This window comes from Burkholderia sp. Ax-1720 (assembly GCF_011753035.1).
Lineage (GTDB): Bacteria > Pseudomonadota > Gammaproteobacteria > Burkholderiales > Burkholderiaceae > Burkholderia > Burkholderia gladioli.
The window spans coordinates 31,350-50,848 of the sequence record NZ_VWWK01000010.1; the positions used below are offsets into that span (position 1 = coordinate 31,350).

The following is a 19,499-nucleotide window of genomic DNA, read 5'->3' on the forward strand; positions in this document are numbered from 1 at the left end:
CGTCGTCAACGACATCCTCGCGTCGGTTTCCCAGACAGGCCGAATCCCGCGGATAAAAAGAAACCCCGCACGAAGGCGGGGTTCATCTTTTCTGGCGTTTCCGCTCGCGGAGACTCAGAACGGAATATCGTCGTCCATCTCGTCGAAGCCGCCGCCGCTGGCCGGCTGGCTCGGACGGCTGGAACCGCCACCGCCGCCACCGCTGCGCGCGCCGCCACCGCCCGAGGCACGGCCACCGCCGCCACCGCCGCGCTCCATGTCGCCGCCGCGGCCGCCGCCGTAACCACCACCGCCGCCGCCGGAGCCGCCGCCGTAACCACCGCCGCCGCCACCACCGTAGCCATCGTCACCACCACCACCGCCGCCACCCGCGCCGCCGCGGCCGCCGAGCATCTGCATCTGGTCGGCGACGATTTCCGTCGAATAACGATCCTGGCCGTCCTGGCCTTGCCACTTGCGCGTGCGCAGGCGCCCTTCGATGTACACCGCCGAGCCCTTCTTCAGGTACTCGTTGACGATCTCGGCCAGCCGGCCGAAGAACGCCACGCGGTGCCACTCGGTCACTTCCTTGAACTCGTTGCTGGCCTTGTCCTTGTAACGATCGGTCGTCGCGAGGCGGATGTTCGCCACCGCGTCGCCGCTCGGCAGGTAGCGCACTTCGGGGTCGGCGCCCAGGTTGCCGACGAGAATGACCTTGTTGACGGATGCCATGTATTTCTCCAAAAGATTCGATGCCGGCCGGGCGGAACCGCCGCGGCGGCCGGCCTGAAACAGCAGCGGCGCGGCGCCCTCAGGCCTTGCGCGGCGGCGGCTTCATGCTGGCGGCGATTATAAGCCACACGGCCACCAGGGCCGAGCACGCATAGAACACCTCGTTGGCGCCGCCCGTCTTGAGCAGCCAGCCGCCCACCACGCCGCCCAGCGCCAGGCCGATCGACTGCGTGGTGTTGTAGACGCCGGTGGCCGCGCCCTTGCGCGAGCCCGGCGCGAGCTTCGATACCAGCGAGGGCTGCGAGGCCTCGAGGATGTTGAAACCGAGGAAGTAGACGAACAGCACGGCCGCGACGATCACAATCGTATGCGGGGTGGAGCCGAGCAGCAATTGGCCGATCAGGATAGCCGCCACGCCGCTGAGCAGCACCGGCTTCATCTTGCCGCGCTTCTCGGCCACGATGATGGCCGGCACCATCGCCACGAAGGACAGGCCCATCACCGGCAGGTACACCTGCCAGTGCGAGGCCACCGGCAGGCCGGCATCCACCAGCAGGCGCGGCACCACCAGGAACAGCGCGGTCTGGGTGGCATGCAGCACCAGCACGCCGAAGTTCAGGCGCAGCAGCTCGACGTTGTGCAGCACCTCCGAGAACGGCGCTTTCACGTGCACCGGCTTCGGCGCGTCGGGCACCACCCACAGCACCACGCCGATCGCCAGCAGCGACAGCACGCCGACGATGGTGAACAAGCCGCTCATGCCCACCCAGTGGAACACGATCGGCGCGCCGACGATCGCCACCGCGAACGACACGCCGATCGAGCCGCCCACCATCGCCATCGCCTTGGTGCGGTTCTGTTCCGAGGTCAGGTCGGCGATGAAGGCCAGCACCGCCGAAGATACGGCCCCCATTCCCTGCACGACGCGCCCGACGATGATCCAGGTGATGTCGTGGGCGAAGGCGGCGATGAAGGCGCCCAGCGCGAACACCAGCAGGCCGAAGGCGATCACGGGCTTGCGGCCGAACCGGTCGGAAGCCCAGCCGTAGAAGATATAGAGCAGCGATTGCGTGACGCCGTAGGCGCCCAGCGCGATGCCGACCAGCAGGACGTTGTCGCCGCCGGGGATGGTTTTCGCATAGACCGAAAACACCGGCATGATCATGAACAGCCCCAGCATGCGCAGCGCGAAGATCGCCGCGAGCGAGGTGGTCGCGCGCAGTTCGGGCGCGCTCATGCGAACGGGGGAAGCTGACGGATTGGACATCGGGGGAAGCTTGTCGGTATTGAGCGGCATCCGCCCGGCTCGCGGGCGGCGGGAATCCAGCCGGCTCCGAGCGCCGCCGCCGGCTCGCCGCGAACGCACCGGCAAGGTGCGTCTCACGTGCCCCGAACCCGCTGCGCTGCAGGCGGAATCGCGGCCTGGGGGGCCTGAAACGACGGTCTCGAAAAGCCGTTATAGTAGCAGGTTTGGTTTCCTCCTCTTTCGCCAGGTTCATGGAACAGATCCGTATCCGTGGGGCCCGCACCCACAACCTGAAGAACGTCAATCTCGACCTGCCGCGCCACAAACTGGTCGTCATTACGGGCCTGTCGGGATCCGGCAAATCCTCGCTCGCGTTCGACACCCTTTATGCAGAAGGGCAGCGGCGCTACGTCGAGAGCCTGTCCGCCTACGCGCGGCAGTTCCTCCAGCTGATGGAGAAACCCGACGTCGACCTGATCGAGGGGCTCTCCCCGGCGATCTCGATCGAGCAGAAGGCGACCTCGCACAACCCGCGTTCGACCGTCGGCACCGTGACGGAAATCCACGACTACCTGCGACTTTTGTACGCACGTGTCGGCACGCCCTATTGCCCCGACCACGAGATCCCGCTCGAGGCGCAGAGCGTGTCGCAGATGGTGGACGCGGCGCTGGCGCTGCCGGAGGAAACCAAGCTGATGATCCTCGCCCCGGTGGTCGCGAACCGCAAGGGCGAGCATGCCGAGCTGTTCGAGGAGATGCAGGCGCAGGGTTTCGTGCGCTTCCGGGTGCGCTCGGGCGGCGGCACGGCCAACGAGGGCGTGGCGAAGATCTACGAGGTCGAGTCGCTGCCCAAGCTGAAGAAGAACGACAAGCACACCATCGACGTGGTGGTGGACCGCCTGAAAGTGCGCGCCGACATGAAGCAGCGCCTGGCGGAATCGTTCGAGACGGCGCTGCGCCTGGCCGACGGCCGCGCCATCGCGCTCGAGATGGATACCGACCAGGAGCACCTGTTCAGCTCGAAGTTCGCCTGCCCGATCTGCTCCTATTCGCTGCAGGAGCTCGAGCCGCGCCTGTTCTCGTTCAACAATCCGATGGGCGCCTGCCCGGAATGCGACGGCCTGGGCCAGATCACCTTCTTCGATCCGAAGCGGGTGGTGGCCCATCCCTCGCTGTCGCTGGCGGCCGGCGCGGTGAAGGGCTGGGACCGGCGCAACCAGTTCTACTTCCAGATGCTGCAGAGCCTGGCGGCGTTCTACGAGTTCGACATCGACGCGGCCTTCGAGGACCTGCCGGAAAAGGTCCGCAAGATCCTGCTCTATGGCTCGGGCAAGCAGACCATCCCCTTCTCCTACATCAACGAGCGCGGCCGCACCTCGATTCGCGAGCACGTGTTCGAGGGGATCATCCCGAACCTGGAGCGCCGCTACCGCGAGACCGATTCGGCCGCGGTGCGCGAGGAACTGGCCAAGTACCAGAACAACCAGCCCTGCCCGTCCTGCGACGGCACGCGCCTGCGTCGCGAGGCGCGCTTCGTGCGCGTGGGCAGCGGCGAGCAGGCGCGCGCCATCTATGAAGTCAGCGGCTGGCCGCTGCGCGACACGCTCGGCTACTTCGGCGGCCTGACGCTGGACGGCGCCAAGCGCGAGATCGCCGACAAGGTGATCCAGGAGATCGTCGCGCGGCTCACCTTCCTCAACAACGTCGGCCTCGACTACCTCTCGCTCGAACGCAGCGCCGAAACCCTGTCGGGCGGCGAGGCGCAGCGCATCCGGCTCGCCTCGCAGATCGGCTCGGGCCTGACCGGCGTGATGTACGTGCTCGACGAGCCCTCGATCGGCCTGCACCAGCGCGACAACGACCGCCTGATCGCCACCCTCAAGCACCTGCGCGACCTCGGCAACTCGGTGATCGTGGTCGAGCACGACGAGGACATGATCCGCACCGCCGACTACGTGGTCGACATGGGCCCCGGCGCCGGCGAGCACGGCGGGGTGGTGATCGCCGAGGGCACGCCCAAGCAGGTGCAGGCCAGCAGCGCCTCGCTGACGGGCCAGTACCTGGCCGGCAAGAAGATCATCGAATACCCGGACGAGCGCATCGCGCCCGACGAGGACCGCATGCTGCGGATCGGCGACGCGCACGGCAACAACCTCAAGCACGTCGACCTGGAACTGCCGGTCGGCCTGCTGACCTGCATCACCGGCGTTTCCGGCTCGGGCAAGTCGACCCTGATCAACGACACGCTCTACCAGGCGGTGGCGCGCCACCTGTATGGTTCCTCGGCGGAGCCCGCGCCCTACGAGTCGCTCGAGGGCCTGGAGCACTTCGACAAGGTGATCAACGTCGATCAATCGCCGATCGGCCGCACGCCGCGCTCGAACCCGGCCACCTACACGGGCCTGTTCACCCCGATCCGCGAGCTGTTCGCGGGCGTGCCGTCCTCCAAGGAGCGCGGCTACGATCCGGGCCGCTTCTCGTTCAACGTCAAGGGCGGGCGCTGCGAATCCTGCCAGGGCGACGGCATGCTGAAGGTCGAGATGCACTTCCTGCCCGACGTCTACGTGCCCTGCGACGTCTGCCACGGCAAGCGCTACAACCGCGAGACGCTGGAGGTGCTGTACAAGGGCAAGAACATCAGCGAAGTGCTCGACATGACGGTCGAGCACGCCTACGAGTTCTTCAGCGCGGTGCCGGTGGTGGCGCGCAAGCTCAAGACCCTGCTCGACGTCGGGCTCGGCTACATCCGCCTGGGCCAGTCGGCCACCACGCTGTCGGGCGGCGAGGCGCAGCGCGTCAAGCTCTCGCTGGAACTGTCCAAGCGCGATACCGGCCGCACCCTCTACATCCTCGACGAGCCGACCACCGGCCTGCACTTCCACGACATCGCCCTGCTGCTGGAGGTGATCCACCGGCTGCGCGACCAGGGCAATACGGTGGTGATCATCGAGCACAACCTCGACGTCATCAAGACGGCCGACTGGGTCATCGACCTGGGCCCGGAAGGCGGCGCCGGCGGCGGCCAGATCATCGCCCAGGGCACGCCCGAGCAGGTCGCCAAGACCAAGGCCAGCTTCACCGGCCGCTATCTCGCCCCACTGCTCAAGCGCGACAAGAAGAAGTAAGCCACCTCTGCATCCGCCGCGCGATCCGGTCCGGCCGGAATCGCGTCGGCCGGCCCCGCCACCGCCGCCGCGCGCGACGCGTTCCGCCCCCGTCACTCGGTATCCGCACCGGCTTTTTCGGTCACCAATCGTTGCTATACTCGCGCGATGCGGGCGACGCGCGCCTGTCCACAGCGCGCGAACCGGCCTGCCGGAAACAGGAAACCTCATGGAGAAGCAAACCGAGACGACACGCGACGCCAACCCGTCGCGCGAGCCTCATCTGCGCAGTGTCAGGCTGACCAGCGATTTCAGCCTGCCCAAGCTGTCGGCGATCGAGATCGGCAGCTACCTCCTCGCCCTCGCCGGCCTGTTCCTGGTGCTCCATCTTCATCTGCTGTCCGGCCTGCTGGCCGGGCTGCTCGTCTACCAGCTGGTCCATGCCATCGCCCCCGTCATCGAGCGTCACATGTCGAGCGGGCGCGCGCGCTGGCTGGCGGTGGTGCTGCTCTCGGTGGTGATCGTGGGCGGCCTGGCCGGGCTCACGGCCGCCGTGATCGATCACGTCGAGCACACCGTGCCGAATCTCCAGGGCCTGATGGGCCAGGTCATGCAGCTGGTCGACCAGGCGCGCGGGCGCGTGCCGGGCTGGGTGGCCAACGTGCTGCCGGTGGACGCCGCGCAGATGAAGCTGAAGGCCACCGGCCTGATGTCCAAGCACATGGACCAGCTCCAGCAGGGCGGCAAGAGCGCCGCGCGGATCTTCGGCCATGTGCTGTTCGGGATGATCATCGGCGCGATGATCGCGATCGGCGTCGATCGCAACAAGGCGCGCCGCCCGCTCACCACGGCGCTGCTGGGGCGGGTCGGGGCCTTCGCGGAAGCGTTCCGCCGCATCGTGTTCGCTCAGATCAAGATCTCGGCGATCAACGCCACCTTCACCGCCATCTACCTGCTCGCGGTGCTGCCGGTGGTGCACGTGAAGATGCCGCTCGCCAAGACCCTGGTGCTGGTGACCTTCATCGTCGGGCTGCTGCCGGTGATCGGCAACCTGATCTCGAACACGCTGATCGTGGCGGTGTCGCTGTCGGTGGGGGTGGGCACCGCGATCGCTTCGCTGACCTTCCTGATCCTGATCCACAAGCTCGAATACTTCCTGAACGCGCGCATCATCGGCGGCCAGATCGAGTCGCGGGCCTGGGAATTGCTGCTCGCCATGCTGGTGATGGAAGCGGCCTTCGGCGTGCCGGGCGTGATCGCCGCGCCGATCTTCTATGCCTACATCAAGCGCGAGCTGGCCACGCTGCGCCTGATCTGAGGGCGGCCATCGCGGCCGCCCGCCTCACGCTCAACGGAACACGACCGTCTTCGTGCCGTTCAACAGGATGCGATGCTCGACGTGCCATTTCACGGCGCGCGCGAGCGTCACGCATTCGACGTCGCGGCCGATCGCGGTGAGCTGCTCCGGCGTCATGCTGTGGTCCACGCGCTCCACTTCCTGCTCGATGATCGGACCTTCGTCGAGGTCGGTCGTCACGTAGTGCGCGGTCGCGCCGATCAGCTTCACGCCGCGGTCGAAGGCCTGGTAGTAGGGCTTGGCGCCCTTGAAGCTGGGCAGGAACGAGTGATGGATGTTGATCGCGCGGCCGGCCAGTTGCTCGCAGAGCTGCGGCGAGAGGATCTGCATGTAGCGCGCCAGCACCACCAGGTCGGTCGCATGCTCGCCGATCACCTCCAGCACGCGCGCTTCCTGCGCGGCCTTGGCTTCGGCCGAGGCGCCCGCGGCCAGCGGGAAGTGGTGGAAGGGCACGTCGTAGCTGGCCGCCAGCTGGTAGAAGTCCTTGTGGTTCGAGACGATCGCGGCGATCTCGATCGGCAGCTGGCCGGTGCGATAGCGGAACAGCAGGTCGTTCAGGCAGTGGCCGATCTTCGAGACCAGGATCACCACGCGCGGCTTCTTCAGCGCGTCGTGCATCTCCCAATGCATCGCGAAACGCTCGGCGAGCGGCGCGAATTCGTTGCGCAGCGTCTCGAGCGTCGACTCGGCGTCGCTGTTGGTGGTCTGGTCGAAATGCACGCGCATGAAGAATTCGCCGGTGCGGCTGTCGCCGAACTGGGCCGAATCGACGATGTTGGTATCGCGTTCGAACAGGAAACCCGAGACGGCATGCACGATGCCGTGCTTGTCGGGGCAGGACAGTTTCAGGATAAAGCTATGGTCGGTCGACATGACCGCACCTCCATCATTCCAATCGATTGAATCCGTTCGGCGCTCGCGCGGCAGGCCGGCGAGCGTCGCTTGAAGCGTTCAGGGCGCCGCGCCCGGCGGCGGCGCGAACAGCGCGTCGATGCCGGGTACCGCGCCGGGCGCCAGGGCGCGATGGCGCAGCAGGCTGTCGAGGATCGCCAGGCTCGCGTCCATGGTGGCCTGGCCGGCCTCGAGCCAGCGGATCACCTCGTCGGCGCCGGCCAGCCGGTGCTCGGCCACTTCGCCGTCCTGGTTGCGCGGCACGAAATCGGCCGGCAGCGGCAGGTCGTAGACGAAGATTTGCTCGGCCTGGGTGCCTTCCGGGATCTCGCAGAGCACGTGCACGGTGCGTCCCGCGATCGCGCGCGCGGCCAGCGCGGCCGGGATGCCGGCCTCTTCCCAGCATTCCTTGGCGAGCGTGTCCTCGATGCCGAGGCCCCAGCCGATCCCGCCCGCCACCACGTTGTCGAGCATGCCCGGGTCGGTGGCCTTGCTCTCGCTGCGCCGGCCGATCCACATCCGCAGCGGCTGCGCGGTCGCGTATTCTACGATGCCGTTCAGGTGCACCGCGTAGGTCATGGTGCCGAACAAGCGCGAGGCGGCGCGCTCGATATAGGCCAGCGGCGGCGCGTCGAATTCGTTGCGGATCGCGTAGATCTCGTTGCGCCAGCCCGGAATCCGCCCCTCGGCGGCCAGCGCGCCGATCACGCTGGCCAGCGCCATGCTGCGCGTATCGGGCGTGTCGAGCGTCTCGGCCAGCATCACACGCCGCGCATCGATCTCGAACACGTCGGGCCAGCGAGCCAGCGCGGCGACGTCGCCGCGCCGAATCCAGCCGACCTGCTGGCCGGCGATCACGAAGGGCAGATGGGCGCCGGCATCGAAGCGGCGCGCGGCGGCAAGGCAGGGGAAGCGCATCGCCGGCCTCAGTCCTTGAGGGCGATGCGCAGGCCCAGGCCGATGAAGGTCGCACCCGCCAGCCGGTCCAGCCAGACGCCGGCACGCGGCCGGCGCTTGAGCCAGGCGCCCAGCACGCCCGCGCCCAGGCCGAAGATCGAGAACACCACGGCCGACTGCAGCATGAACAGCACGCCGAGCTCGAACATCTGCAGCGAAACCGCCTGGCCGCCGTGCACGTCGACGAACTGCGGCAGGAACACCACGAAGAACAGCGTCACCTTGGGATTGAGCATGTTGCCGATCACGCTCTGGCGGAAGATCGTGGCGAGCGGCTGCGCAGGACGCGTGTCGGCGGTGGCCAGCCCCTGGCTGCGCAGTGCCTTGATGCCGATCCAGATCAGGTAGGCCGCGCCCGCGAACTTCAGGATATGGAAGGCCACCGGCGAGGAACGCAGCAGCGCGGCCACGCCGAACGCGGCCAGCGTGGTGTGGAACAGCACCCCGGCCGAGAAGCCGAGCGCGGCCACCAGGCCCGCGGCGCGGCCCTGCGAGATGCCGCGCGCGAGCACCTGGAGGTTGTCGGGACCGGGCGCGACCGTGATCGCGATCGAGGCGGCGAGGAACAGCAGGAAGTTCGGCATGGCAAGGGCTCGCTGGAACGAGAGGAAGAAACGAATCGATGACGCATCGCGCGGGCGGCACGCGAGCGCGACGCGATCCCGGCAAGCCTGCGGGCCTGCCGGGCGCGGGCTCAGTGGCCCGAGAACTCGGTGACCGTATAGAGCGGCAGGCCGGCGCCGCGCAGCAGCGCCGAGCCGCCCAGCTCCGGCAGGTCGATGATCGCCGCGCCTTCCACCACGGTCGCGCCGAGCCGTTCGAGCAGCTTCTTGCCGGCCATCATGGTGCCGCCGGTGGCGATCAGGTCGTCGACGATGATCACGCGGTCGCCGGGCTTGCAGGCATCCTCGTGGATCTCGACGGTCGCGTTGCCGTATTCGAGCTCGTAGGATTCGGACTGGGTCTTGTAGGGCAGCTTGCCGAGCTTGCGGATCGGCACGAAGCCGACGCCGAGCTCGTAGGCCACGATCGGCGCGATGATGAAGCCGCGCGCGTCGAGCCCCGCCACGTAGTCGAGCTTGGCCTCCACATAGCGCTCGACCAGCAGGTCGACCAGCACGCGCAGCGCCTTCGCGCTCTGCAGGATCGGGGTGATGTCGCGGAACTGCACGCCCGGCTGCGGCCAGTCCGGCACCGTGCGCACGTGGCGGCGGACGAACTCGGCGGGATCGGGCGACACGCCCGATGGCTGGTGGCTCATGAACTTCTCCGAAAAAACGGCGCACGTGGGCCCGCGCGCCGTTCATGACAAGCAAATTGAAAGAAATGACGGGGTCGAAACCGTCGATCCCGCCTGCGCCGCGGGTGGCGGCCGGCGGGACGATCAGGCGGCGGAACCCTCGCGGCGATGGCGCGACAGCCGTTCCTCGGCCATCGACAGCGCCTCCGGCAAGCCGCGCAGCACCAGGATGTCGGCCGCGCGCAGCTTGGTTTCCGGGTCCGGCTCGACGCCACGGATGCCATGGCGGCGGATCGCCGTGACCTCGAGGCCGAGCGCGTAGAGCCCGACTTCCTCGAGGGAGCGGCCGACCGCGTCCGAGCGCGCGTCGACCGGCATCGATTGTAGCCGCACCTGCTCGTGGTCGTCGTCGTCCGCGTCGTCGGCGCCGCGGAAATAGCCGCGCAGCAGGCTGTAGCGCTCGTCGCGCATCTCCTCCACGCGGCGCACCACGCGCCGCATCGGCACGCCCATCAGCACCAGCGTGTGCGAGGCCAGCATCAGGCTGCCCTCGACGATTTCCGGGATCACCTCGGTGGCGCCGGCCGCCAGCAGCTTTTCCAGGTCGGCGTCGTCGACCGTGCGCACGATCGCCGGCAGGCTGGGCTCGAGCTCGTGGACGTTGTGCAGCACGCGCAGCGCCGAAGGCGTGTTCGCGTAGGTGACGGCGACCGCCGCGGCGCGGTGGATACCGGCGGCCAGCAGCGATTCGCGGCGCGCCGCGTCGCCGAACACCACCGATTCGCCGGCCGCGGCCGCGGCCGTCACGCGATCCGGGTCGAGATCGAGCGCGACATAGGCGATGCCTTCCTGTTCGAGCATGCGCGCCAGGTTCTGGCCCGCGCGGCCGTAGCCACAGATGATCACGTGGCCTTGCTGCTTGAGGCTCTGGGTGGCGATGCGCGTCATCTGCAGCGACTGCTGCATCCATTCGGTCGAGGACAGGCGCATCACGATCCGGTCGGCGTTCTGGATCAGGAACGGCGCGGCCAGCATCGACAGCAGCATCGAGGCCAGGATCGCCTGCAGCAGGGTGCTGTCGACCAGGTGGCGGTCGAGGATCAGGTTCAGCATCACGAAGCCGAACTCGCCGGCCTGCGCGAGGCCCAGCCCGGTGCGCATCGCCACGCCCGGCGCGGCGCCGAACAGGCGCGCCAGGCCGGTGATGGTGGCCGCCTTCAGGCCGACCTGGCCGACGAAGAAGCCGATCACCAGGAACGGGTGGGTCCAGATCACGCGCGGGTCCAGCAGCATCCCGGTGGTGACGAAGAACAGGCCGAGCAGCACGTCGCGGAACGGCTTGATGTCCTCCTCCACCTGGTGCCGGTAAGGCGTCTCCGAGATCAGCATGCCGGCGATGAAGGCGCCCAGCGCCAGCGACAGCCCGAAGCGGTCGGTGATGAAGGCCGCGCCGAGCGTGACCAGCAGCAGGTTGAGCACGAACAGTTCCTGGGAGCGGCGCCGCGCCACCACGTTGAACCAGCGCGTCATGAACTTCTGGCCGACGAACAGCAGCAGCGCCAGCGCGATCACGATCTTCACCGCCGCCAGGCCCAGGGTGACCATCAGGTCCTTCGAGGATTCGCCGCCGAAGGCCGAGATCACGATCAGCAGCGGCACCACGGCCAGGTCCTGGAACAGCAGCACGCCGAAGATGTTGCGCCCGTGCGCGGTCTCGATCTCGAGCCGCTCGGCCAGCATCTTCGAGACGATCGCCGTCGAGGACATCGCCAGCGCGCCGCCCAGCGCGACGCTGCCCTGCCAGGTGATGTGCACCCAGCGCTCGAAGACGAAACCGAGCAGCACCGCCACCGCCAGCGTGACCACCACCTGCATCAGCCCGAGCCCGAACACCAGCCTCTGCATCGCCCGCAGCTTGGCCAGCGAGAACTCCAGGCCGATCGAGAACATCAGGAACACCACGCCGAACTCGGCCAGGTGCTCGGCGCGTTCGAGGTCGCCCGCGAAACCGAGCGCGTGCGGGCCGACCACGATGCCGACGGTCAGGTAGCCGAGCATCGGCGGCAGGTTCAGCGAGCGGAACACGACCACACCCACCACTGAAGCCAGCAGCAGCAGGAGCGTCATTTCGAGCGGGGAAATCACGTGCAAAAGAGTCCTCGTTCGTCAGGGCGTCGCGGCAGGCGGACGCGGGTGGTGCCGCCCCGGGGGCGGCGCGGTGGGCGAGGACATGACTCCGTCGGGAGCGCGGTCCTGGCGCCCGGCGCGGCGAACAAACGCCTTTGCTATACTCCGCGCATGATAGCGAAAATCAATGATGACCGGGCGCTCGCGCTCGCCCGCGACGTGCTCGACATCGAGGCGGACGCCGTACGCGCACTGCGTGACCAGCTCGATGGCGGCTTCGTCGGCGCGGTCGGCCTGCTGCTGAACTGCCGCGGGCGCGTGGTGGTTTCCGGCATCGGCAAGTCCGGCCATATCGCGCGCAAGATCGCCGCGACGCTGGCCAGCACCGGCACCCCCGCCTTCTTCGTGCATCCGGCCGAGGCCAGCCATGGCGACCTGGGTATGGTAACGGCCGATGATGTCTTCATCGCGATCTCCAATTCGGGCGAATCCGAGGAGTTGGTCGCGATCCTGCCGCTGATCAAGCGGCTCGGCGCCAAGCTGATCGCCATGACCGGCCGGCCGCAGTCGAGCCTCGCGCAATTGTCCGATGTTCACCTGTATGCCGGCGTCGAGAAGGAAGCCTGCTCGCTGAACCTCGCGCCGACCGCCAGCACCACCGCCGCGCTCGCGCTGGGCGACGCGCTGGCGGTGGTGGTGCTCGACGCGCGCGGCTTCGGTCCCAACGATTTCGCGCGCTCGCATCCGGGCGGCTCGCTGGGCCGGCGCCTGCTGACCCACGTGCGCGACGTGATGCGCACCGGCGACGAGGTGCCGACCGTGCGCCTCACCGCCACGCTCTCCGACGCGCTGTTCCAGATCACCGCCAAACGCATGGGCATGACCGTGGTGATCGACGAGCAGGACCGCGTGGCCGGCATCTTCACCGACGGCGACCTGCGCCGCGTGCTCGAGCGCGACGGCGATTTCCGCCGCCTGCCGATCGCCGACGTGATGACGCGCCACCCGCGCAGCATCGCCCCCGATCACCTGGCCGTCGAGGCCGTGGAACTGATGGAACGCTATCGGATCAACCAGATGCTGGTGACCGATGCCGACGGCGTGCTGATCGGCGCGCTCAACATGCACGACCTGTTCTCGAAGAAGGTGATCTGATGTCCGCTGCTCCCGCCACGGCCGCCGAACGCGCGAGCCGCGTCAAGCTGATGATTTTCGATGTCGACGGCGTGCTGACCGACGGCGGCCTGCACTTCACGGCCGCCGGCGACACCATGAAGTCGTTCAACTCCCAGGATGGCCACGGCCTCAAGCTGCTGCGCGAGGCCGGCATCGACACCGCGATCATCACCGGGCGCCGCTCGGAGATCGTCGCGGTGCGCGCCAGGGAACTGAGGATCAGCCATCTGTACCAGGGCGTCGAGCACAAGCTCAGCGCCTTCGCCGAATTGCTGCAGGCCACCGGCCTCAAGTCCGACGAATGCGGCTACATGGGCGACGACTGGCCCGACCTCGGCGTGATGGCGCGCTGCGGCTTCGTGGCCGCGCCGGCCAACGCGCATCCCGACGTGATCGCGCGCGCCCACTGGGTGTCCGAGGCACGCGGCGGCCATGGCGCCGCGCGCGAGGTGGTCGACACCATCCTGCGCGCCCAGGGCCGCTACGAGGCCCTGCTGGCCGCCGCGCTCGGAGCCTGACGCATGTTCCCCCGCCTCCACCTGAGCTCGCTGCTGCCGATCCTCGCGCTGGCCGCGCTGGCCGGCGTCACCTACTGGCTGCTGCAGGCCACCCTGCCGCCGCCGGGCGAGGCGGTGGCGCGCCCGAAGACGCATTCGCCCGACTATTTCGCCGACAACTTCTCGGTCACCGAGCTCGACCAGTCGGGCGCGACCCAGTACCGGCTGACGGCCGCCAAGCTGATCCACTACGAGGACGACGAGACCAGCCAGCTCACCCAGCCGGCGATGCGCGCGTTCCAGCCCGGCAAGCCGGTGGTCACGGCCACCTCCAGGCGCGGCACCGTCAACGGCGACGTGTCGATCGTCGATCTCTACGACGACGCCAGGATCCTGCGCGCGGCCGGCGCCGGCGATCCGCCGATGGAAGCCGATTCCGAACATTTCCGCGTGCTCGTCAACGACGATGTGATCGAGACCGAAAAGCCGGTTAAACTTCAGCGCGGTTTGTCGATCGCCAATGCGACCAACGGCATGAAGTACAACAATGTCACCCGGGTCATCGACCTGTACGGCAACGTCCGCGGCACGATCGCCGCGTCCGACGTGTCCGGCGGCCCTTCCGGCCAATCCAAGTAACCCAGCTTGCGTGACTGCATGAACGAATCGTTCCCTAGTTTTTTCATCGGCGGCGCGCGGCGCGCTGTCCGCGCCGGGCTTGCCGCGGCCTTCGTCGCGCTGGCGCTGCCCGGCGCCGTGTCGCTCGCGCATGCGGAAAAGGCGGACCAGAACAAGCCGATCAACGTCGAAGCCGACAACCTGACCTATGACGACCTGAAGCAGGTCACGGTCGCGACCGGCAATGTCGTGATCACGAAGGGCACGATCCTGATCAAGGGCGACCGCGTCGAGGTGCGCCAGGATCCGCAGGGCTACCAGTACGCGACCGCCACCATGGCGCCGGGCAGCAAGAAGCACGCCTCGTTCCGCCAGAAGCGCGAGGGCCTCGACGAGTACATCGACGGCGATGCCGAGCGCATCGACTACGACGGCAAGCAGGATCTCACCACGCTCACGCGCAATGCCACGGTGCGCCGCCTGCAGGGCCTCACGACGGTGTCCGACACGGTGCACGGCAGCGTGATCACCTACGACGGCCAGCGTGACTTCTACACCGCCAAGGGCGGCAACGACGTGGCCGCGCCGGGCAATCCGACCGGCCGCGTGCGCGCCATGCTGTCGCCCAAGAACGGCGGCCCGGCCCCGCTCAACGGCGCGAGCGCCACGCTCGCGCCGTCGAACTCGATCCAGGAGCCGAACCCGTGAACGCCCTGCCGAACCGCCAGCCCGCCGGCACCACCAGTTCGCTGGTGGTCCGCAACCTGAAGAAGCGCTACGGCTCGCGCACCGTCGTCAAGGACGTGTCCCTCGACGTGAAGAGCGGTGAAGTGGTCGGCCTGCTCGGCCCGAACGGCGCGGGCAAGACCACCTCCTTCTACATGATCGTCGGCCTGGTGCCGCTCGATGCCGGCGACATCTCGCTGAACGGCAGCCCGATCAGCCTGCTGCCGATCCACAAGCGCGCCTCGCTGGGCCTGTCCTACCTGCCGCAGGAAGCCTCGGTGTTCCGCAAGCTGACCGTCGAGGAAAACATCCGCGCCGTGCTCGAGCTGCAGCACGGCGACAACGGCAAGCTGCTTAGCAAGGACGAGATCACCTCGCGCGCCGAGGCCCTGCTCGACGAGCTGCAGATCGGCCATCTGCGCGACAACCCGGCGCTGTCGCTGTCGGGCGGCGAGCGCCGCCGCGTCGAGATCGCCCGCGCGCTGGCCAGCAACCCCAGCTTCATCCTGCTCGACGAGCCCTTCGCCGGCGTCGATCCGATCGCGGTGCTGGAGATCCAGAAGATCGTCAAGTTCCTGAAGCAACGGAACATCGGTGTGCTGATCACCGACCACAACGTGCGCGAGACGCTCGGCATCTGCGACCACGCCTACATCATCAGCGACGGCTCGGTGCTCGCCGCCGGCGCCCCGCAGGACATCATCGAGAACGAAAGCGTCCGCCGCGTCTATCTCGGCGAACATTTCCGCATGTAAGCCGGCGCGTGGCGCCGCGTGCCCGGCGCCGCCCCGCCTGCCGGCCCGCCGGGCATCCGCGCCCGGTCGCAAGCTCCGTGCGCCGTCCCGGCGACCACGCACGGGCCGGCGCATCGCGCGCTTCGTATCATCCCGCCTCCCGCAACGCGCCGCCTACGTGGCAAACTTCAGGTAACGATTCCTTTTTGCCATGAAAGCCAGCCTCCAACTTCGCCTGTCGCAGCACCTCGCGCTCACGCCCCAGCTCCAGCAGTCGATCCGGCTGCTGCAGCTGTCGACGCTCGAACTGCAGCAGGAAGTCGCGATGGCCGTCGCCCAGAATCCGCTGCTCGAGAACGACGAATGGATCGCGAGCCCGCTGCGCGTGGCCGCCGACGGCTCGCTGATCGCGCAGAGCCCGCCTTCCTCGACGCCCGAGCCGATGCACGGCGGCGGCTCGAACGGCAGCGAGACTTCCGGCGAGCGCGGCGAACGCGACGACTCGCGCAATGGCGACGACTACGACTACAACGCCGACAGCGGCGATTCGGGCCAGTGGAATCTCGACGACTACGGCCGCTCCTCGGGCGCCTCCGACGACGACGACCTCCCGCCGCTGCAGGTGCACGAGGCCTCGACCTCGCTGCGCGAGCATCTGTCCGCGCAATTGCGCGTGACCCAGGCGGGCCCGCGCGACCGCGCGCTGGTGATGTTCCTGATCGAATCGCTCGACGACGACGGTTATCTCGGCGCGGGGCTCGACGAGGTCCTGACCGACCTGCCCGAGGAACTGGAGGTCGAGCTCGACGAACTGGGCGCCGCGCTGGCGCTGCTGCACAGCTTCGACCCGGCCGGCGTGGGCGCGCGCTCGGCATCCGAATGCCTGCGCCTGCAATTGTTGCGGCTCGATCCGTCCCCCACGCGCACGCTGTCGCTCGACATCGTCTCCCAGCATCTCGAGCTGCTGGCCGCGCGCGACTTCACGCGGCTGCGCAAGCAGTTGAAGGCCAACGACGACGAACTGCGCGACGCCCATGCGCTGATCCGCTCGCTGGAGCCCTTCCCGGGCGCCGCCTACGGCAAGACCGAGGCGGACTACGTGGTGCCCGACATCATGGTCAGGAAGAGCGGCCAGAACTGGCTCGCCGAGCTCAATCCCGAGGTGGTGCCGAAGCTGCGCATCAACCACCTGTACGCCAATATCCTGCGCAACAGCCGGGGCGATCCGGGCGCCGGTTCGCTCAAGCAGCAGCTCCAGGAAGCGCGCTGGCTGATCAAGAATATCCAGCAGCGATTCGAGACCATCCTGCGTGTCGCGCAGGCCATCGTGGAGCGTCAGAAAAACTTTTTCGCGCATGGTGAAATTGCCATGCGCCCCTTGGTTTTGCGGGAAATAGCTGATACGCTGGGCCTACACGAGTCGACTGTCTCCCGTGTGACAACCGGCAAGTACATGCTGACCCCGTTCGGCACTCTTGAATTTAAGTACTTCTTCGGATCACACGTGTCGACGGATACCGGGGGCGCTGCCTCTTCCACGGCAATCCGCGCCCTCATCAAGCAACTGATAGGAGCCGAAGACCAGAAATCTCCTCTTTCGGACAGCCGAATAGCCGAGCTGCTGGCGGAACAAGGCTTCGTGGTCGCGCGCCGCACCGTTGCGAAGTATCGCGAAGCCCTCAAGATCCCCGCGGTGAATCTGCGCAAGTCTCTGTAGCCCGCTGCTCGCGGCGGGCGTTTTCCGGCCACCGCGCTGTCGAAGGCATAGTCCGCCCCCGGGGCCCGCTCCGCATCGATCAACGGAGATCGCTCCCGCCGGCAGACGCCGCCTGTAGATACGCCGGGGTCACCTGCATGGAGAAGCACTATGAACCTGAAGATCAGTGGACACCATCTCGAAGTGACGCCTGCCATTCGCGAACACGTGATCACCAAGCTCGATAGGGTGCTACGGCATAGCGACCAGGTGATTGATGGCACTGTGATCCTCTCGGTCGACAACCATAAGGAAAAGGACAAGCGGCAGCGTGCGGAAATCAACCTGCACCTGAAGGGCAAGAAAGAGATTTTCGTCGAAAGCATCAACGGCGATCTGTACGCGGCGATCGATCTGCTGATCGACAAGCTCGACCGCCAGGTGGTCAAGCACATGGAACGTCTGCAGACGCACGCGCACGATCCGATCAAGCATCAACCGGCCATCGTCGACCAGGCCGAACAGCCGCCGCAATGAACCCGGCGCCTCGCGCGCCCGCCAAACCGCCCGTTCCGACGGGCGGTTTTTCGTTCCACGTCGGCATGGCGTGGCGTACGAACCAGGTCGCTCACGCCGCACCATGCGAACGTCCGTGCTCTATAATGTGCGGGTTATTACCGGGTGGCGTCGGCGCTCCGGCTTGACGTGCACACAAGCCTGCCTCGATCGACGCCTCGCATCCTGCCCGACATGGAAACTTCGTCCAACGCCGCGAGGAGACCCCAGGCCACCCCCTTGCCTGCCAACATGAATCGCCTAGCCAAAATCCTGCCACTGGAGAATGTCGTCATCGACCTCTCCGTCACCAGCAAGAAACGCGTGTTCGAACAAGCCGGCCTGATTTTCGAGAATCAGAACGGCATCGCGCGCAGCATCGTCACCGACAACCTGTTCGCGCGCGAGCGTCTCGGCTCGACAGGTCTCGGCGAAGGCGTCGCCATTCCGCATGGCCGCATCAAGGGCCTCAAGCATCCGCTGGCCGGCTTCGTGCGCCTCGCCGAGGCGATCCCCTTCGAAGCCCCGGACGGCCAGCCCGTCTCGCTGCTCATCTTCCTGCTGGTGCCCGAACAGGCCACCCAGCAGCACCTCGAGATCCTGTCCGAAATCGCGCAACTGCTGTCCGACCGCGACGCGCGCGAACGCCTGCATACCGAACCGGATCGCCACGAGTTGCATCGACTCCTCACTCAATGGCAACCTTGAGCTGATTCGGGCGGAAGCTGCCCCACGACGGGCGGCGTCCACCGCCCGGCCTGCCCGCCCGCAGCCGGTCCCGGCGCCGCAGCGCTGACGCCTCGCCGCACCGGCCATTTGGAGTGACGCAGTCCATGGATACGTCCAGCATCAACGCCCAGAGCATCTTCGACGACAACGCAGCCATGCTGAAATTGAGCTGGCTGACGGGGCATGAAGGCTGGGAACGCGGCTTTTCCGCCGAGACGGTCGGCAATGCGACCTCCAGCGCCGACCTGGTCGGCCACCTGAACCTGATCCACCCGAACCGGATCCAGGTGCTCGGCGAGGCCGAGATCGAGTACTACCAGCGCCAGACCGACGAGGATCGCTCGCGTCACATGGCCGAGCTGATCGCCCTCGAACCGCCGTTCCTGGTGGTTGCCGGCGGCGCCGCCGCCCCGCCCGAGCTGGTGCTGCGCTGCACGCGCTCGTCCACGCCGCTGTTCACCACGCCGATGTCGGCCGCCGCCGTGATCGACAGCCTGCGCCTGTACATGTCGCGCATCCTCGCGCCGCGCGCCACGCTGCACGGCGTGTTCCTCGACATCCTCGGCATGGGCGTGCTGCTGACCGGCGATTCGGGCCTCGGCAAGAGCGAGCTGGGCCTCGAACTGATCAGCCGCGGCCACGGCCTGGTGGCCGACGACGCGGTCGACTTCGTGCGACTTGGCCCCGATTTCGTCGAGGGCCGCTGCCCGCCGCTGCTGCAGAACCTGCTCGAGGTGCGCGGCCTGGGCCTGCTCGACATCAAGACCATCTTCGGGGAAACCGCGGTGCGCCGGAAGATGAAGCTCAAGCTGATCGTCCAGCTGGTGCGGCGCCCCGACGGCGAATTCCAGCGCCTGCCGCTGGAAAGCCAGACCGTCGACGTGCTGGGCCTGCCGATCAGCAAGGTGACCATCCAGGTGGCGGCCGGCCGCAACCTCGCGGTGCTGGTCGAGGCGGCCGTGCGCAATACGATCCTGCAACTGCGCGGCATCGACACGCTGCGCGACTTCATGGACCGCCAGCGGCTGGCCATGCAGGACCCGGACAGCCAGTTTCCCGGCAAGCTGGTCTAGCGCCGAACCGGCGCGCCGGGCGCGCGCCGTCACACCATGCCACGCCCCGCCCTGTCATACAG

The 19,499-nt window shown here is 67.7% G+C and carries 18 protein-coding genes; 11 read left to right on the forward strand and 7 right to left on the reverse strand.

What is annotated here, in order from left to right; translation table 11 throughout:
• Positions 1 to 114: 114 nt before the first annotated feature.
• Together F3J18_RS05435 and F3J18_RS05440 are read right to left on the reverse strand one after the other, a co-directional pair.
• Positions 115 to 711, reverse strand: a complete 597-nt coding sequence (locus F3J18_RS05435; RefSeq protein ID WP_166911827.1) for a single-stranded DNA-binding protein — start codon at positions 709 to 711, stop codon at positions 115 to 117.
• A 79-nt stretch (positions 712 to 790) separates the two neighbouring features.
• Positions 791 to 1,978, reverse strand: coding sequence for an MFS transporter (locus F3J18_RS05440; RefSeq protein ID WP_166911829.1), 1,188 nt, complete (start codon positions 1,976 to 1,978; stop codon positions 791 to 793).
• Positions 1,979 to 2,208: 230 nt separating this feature from the next.
• Here F3J18_RS05440 and uvrA point away from each other — a divergent pair, with 230 nt between their 5' ends.
• Entirely contained in the window at positions 2,209 to 5,082 is a 2,874-nt protein-coding gene (gene uvrA, locus F3J18_RS05445; protein WP_025096988.1) for an excinuclease ABC subunit UvrA, read from the forward strand.
• A gap of 208 nt (positions 5,083 to 5,290) precedes the next feature.
• Entirely contained in the window at positions 5,291 to 6,379 is a 1,089-nt protein-coding gene (locus tag F3J18_RS05450; protein ID WP_025096989.1) for an AI-2E family transporter, read from the forward strand.
• A 30-nt stretch (positions 6,380 to 6,409) separates the two neighbouring features.
• Here the strand turns inward: F3J18_RS05450 and purU are convergent, their stop codons facing one another.
• The 5 genes from purU to F3J18_RS05475 form a co-directional block, all read right to left on the reverse strand.
• On the reverse strand, positions 6,410 to 7,291 hold the full coding sequence (gene purU, locus F3J18_RS05455; RefSeq protein WP_166911831.1) for a formyltetrahydrofolate deformylase: 882 nt from the start codon (positions 7,289 to 7,291) through the stop codon (positions 6,410 to 6,412).
• Positions 7,292 to 7,369: 78 nt separating this feature from the next.
• On the reverse strand, positions 7,370 to 8,227 hold the full coding sequence (locus F3J18_RS05460) for a DUF4743 domain-containing protein (protein ID WP_166911833.1): 858 nt from the start codon (positions 8,225 to 8,227) through the stop codon (positions 7,370 to 7,372).
• Between the two features lie 8 nt (positions 8,228 to 8,235).
• A complete protein-coding gene (locus tag F3J18_RS05465) occupies positions 8,236 to 8,850 on the reverse strand; it encodes a LysE family translocator (RefSeq protein WP_123036050.1) in 615 nt (204 codons plus the stop codon).
• 110 nt (positions 8,851 to 8,960) lie between these two features.
• A complete protein-coding gene (locus tag F3J18_RS05470; protein ID WP_025096993.1) occupies positions 8,961 to 9,527 on the reverse strand; it encodes an adenine phosphoribosyltransferase in 567 nt (188 codons plus the stop codon).
• Between the two features lie 123 nt (positions 9,528 to 9,650).
• Positions 9,651 to 11,651 carry a monovalent cation:proton antiporter family protein gene (locus F3J18_RS05475; RefSeq protein ID WP_166911835.1) on the reverse strand — a complete coding sequence of 667 codons (2,001 nt, stop codon included), beginning with the start codon at positions 11,649 to 11,651 and terminating at the stop codon, positions 9,651 to 9,653.
• 153 nt (positions 11,652 to 11,804) lie between these two features.
• Here F3J18_RS05475 and kdsD point away from each other — a divergent pair, with 153 nt between their 5' ends.
• The 9 genes from kdsD (at position 11,805) to hprK (ending at position 19,437) form a co-directional block, all read left to right on the forward strand.
• Positions 11,805 to 12,788: an arabinose 5-phosphate isomerase KdsD gene (gene kdsD / locus F3J18_RS05480; RefSeq protein WP_025096995.1), complete on the forward strand. Its 984-nt coding sequence runs from the start codon at positions 11,805 to 11,807 to the stop codon at positions 12,786 to 12,788.
• Positions 12,788 to 13,327, forward strand: a complete 540-nt coding sequence (locus F3J18_RS05485) for an HAD family hydrolase (RefSeq protein WP_025096996.1) — start codon at positions 12,788 to 12,790, stop codon at positions 13,325 to 13,327. The genes kdsD and F3J18_RS05485 overlap by 1 nt, the downstream gene beginning before the upstream one ends.
• Before the next feature lie 3 nt (positions 13,328 to 13,330).
• Positions 13,331 to 13,945, forward strand: coding sequence for an LPS export ABC transporter periplasmic protein LptC (gene lptC / locus F3J18_RS05490; RefSeq protein ID WP_025096997.1), 615 nt, complete (start codon positions 13,331 to 13,333; stop codon positions 13,943 to 13,945).
• 18 nt (positions 13,946 to 13,963) lie between these two features.
• Complete coding sequence (gene lptA, locus F3J18_RS05495; RefSeq protein ID WP_166911837.1) at positions 13,964 to 14,632, forward strand: lipopolysaccharide transport periplasmic protein LptA; 669 nt, start codon at positions 13,964 to 13,966, stop codon at positions 14,630 to 14,632.
• Positions 14,629 to 15,405, forward strand: a complete 777-nt coding sequence (gene lptB, locus F3J18_RS05500; protein WP_025096999.1) for an LPS export ABC transporter ATP-binding protein — start codon at positions 14,629 to 14,631, stop codon at positions 15,403 to 15,405. Before lptA ends, lptB begins: the two co-directional genes overlap by 4 nt.
• Positions 15,406 to 15,595: 190 nt before the next feature.
• On the forward strand, positions 15,596 to 17,101 hold the full coding sequence (locus tag F3J18_RS05505) for an RNA polymerase factor sigma-54 (RefSeq protein ID WP_166911839.1): 1,506 nt from the start codon (positions 15,596 to 15,598) through the stop codon (positions 17,099 to 17,101).
• A gap of 150 nt (positions 17,102 to 17,251) precedes the next feature.
• On the forward strand, positions 17,252 to 17,617 hold the full coding sequence (raiA, locus tag F3J18_RS05510) for a ribosome-associated translation inhibitor RaiA (RefSeq protein ID WP_013699408.1): 366 nt from the start codon (positions 17,252 to 17,254) through the stop codon (positions 17,615 to 17,617).
• A gap of 213 nt (positions 17,618 to 17,830) precedes the next feature.
• Positions 17,831 to 18,343 (forward strand): PTS sugar transporter subunit IIA, encoded by a 513-nt coding sequence (locus F3J18_RS05515; protein ID WP_025097001.1) that lies wholly within the window; start codon positions 17,831 to 17,833, stop codon positions 18,341 to 18,343.
• 125 nt (positions 18,344 to 18,468) lie between these two features.
• Entirely contained in the window at positions 18,469 to 19,437 is a 969-nt protein-coding gene (gene hprK, locus F3J18_RS05520; protein WP_013699410.1) for an HPr(Ser) kinase/phosphatase, read from the forward strand.
• Positions 19,438 to 19,499: the final 62 nt, after the last annotated feature.

Bases quoted from the DNA above. Each gene is read 5' to 3' on its own strand.
- F3J18_RS05515 (WP_025097001.1), top strand. From the start codon at position 17,831: ATGGAAACTTCGTCCAACGCCGCGAGGAGACCCCAGGCCACCCCCTTG.
- lptC (WP_025096997.1), top strand. From the start codon at position 13,331: ATGTTCCCCCGCCTCCACCTGAGCTCGCTGCTGCCGATCCTCGCGCTG.
- raiA (WP_013699408.1), top strand. From the start codon at position 17,252: ATGAACCTGAAGATCAGTGGACACCATCTCGAAGTGACGCCTGCCATT.
- F3J18_RS05505 (WP_166911839.1), top strand. From the start codon at position 15,596: ATGAAAGCCAGCCTCCAACTTCGCCTGTCGCAGCACCTCGCGCTCACG.
- F3J18_RS05440 (WP_166911829.1), bottom strand. From the start codon at position 1,978: ATGTCCAATCCGTCAGCTTCCCCCGTTCGCATGAGCGCGCCCGAACTG.
- F3J18_RS05450 (WP_025096989.1), top strand. From the start codon at position 5,291: ATGGAGAAGCAAACCGAGACGACACGCGACGCCAACCCGTCGCGCGAG.
- lptA (WP_166911837.1), top strand. From the start codon at position 13,964: ATGAACGAATCGTTCCCTAGTTTTTTCATCGGCGGCGCGCGGCGCGCT.
- F3J18_RS05465 (WP_123036050.1), bottom strand. From the start codon at position 8,850: ATGCCGAACTTCCTGCTGTTCCTCGCCGCCTCGATCGCGATCACGGTC.
- F3J18_RS05435 (WP_166911827.1), bottom strand. From the start codon at position 711: ATGGCATCCGTCAACAAGGTCATTCTCGTCGGCAACCTGGGCGCCGAC.
- uvrA (WP_025096988.1), top strand. From the start codon at position 2,209: ATGGAACAGATCCGTATCCGTGGGGCCCGCACCCACAACCTGAAGAAC.
- purU (WP_166911831.1), bottom strand. From the start codon at position 7,291: ATGTCGACCGACCATAGCTTTATCCTGAAACTGTCCTGCCCCGACAAG.
- kdsD (WP_025096995.1), top strand. From the start codon at position 11,805: ATGATAGCGAAAATCAATGATGACCGGGCGCTCGCGCTCGCCCGCGAC.
- F3J18_RS05485 (WP_025096996.1), top strand. From the start codon at position 12,788: ATGTCCGCTGCTCCCGCCACGGCCGCCGAACGCGCGAGCCGCGTCAAG.
- F3J18_RS05470 (WP_025096993.1), bottom strand. From the start codon at position 9,527: ATGAGCCACCAGCCATCGGGCGTGTCGCCCGATCCCGCCGAGTTCGTC.
- hprK (WP_013699410.1), top strand. From the start codon at position 18,469: ATGGATACGTCCAGCATCAACGCCCAGAGCATCTTCGACGACAACGCA.
- F3J18_RS05460 (WP_166911833.1), bottom strand. From the start codon at position 8,227: ATGCGCTTCCCCTGCCTTGCCGCCGCGCGCCGCTTCGATGCCGGCGCC.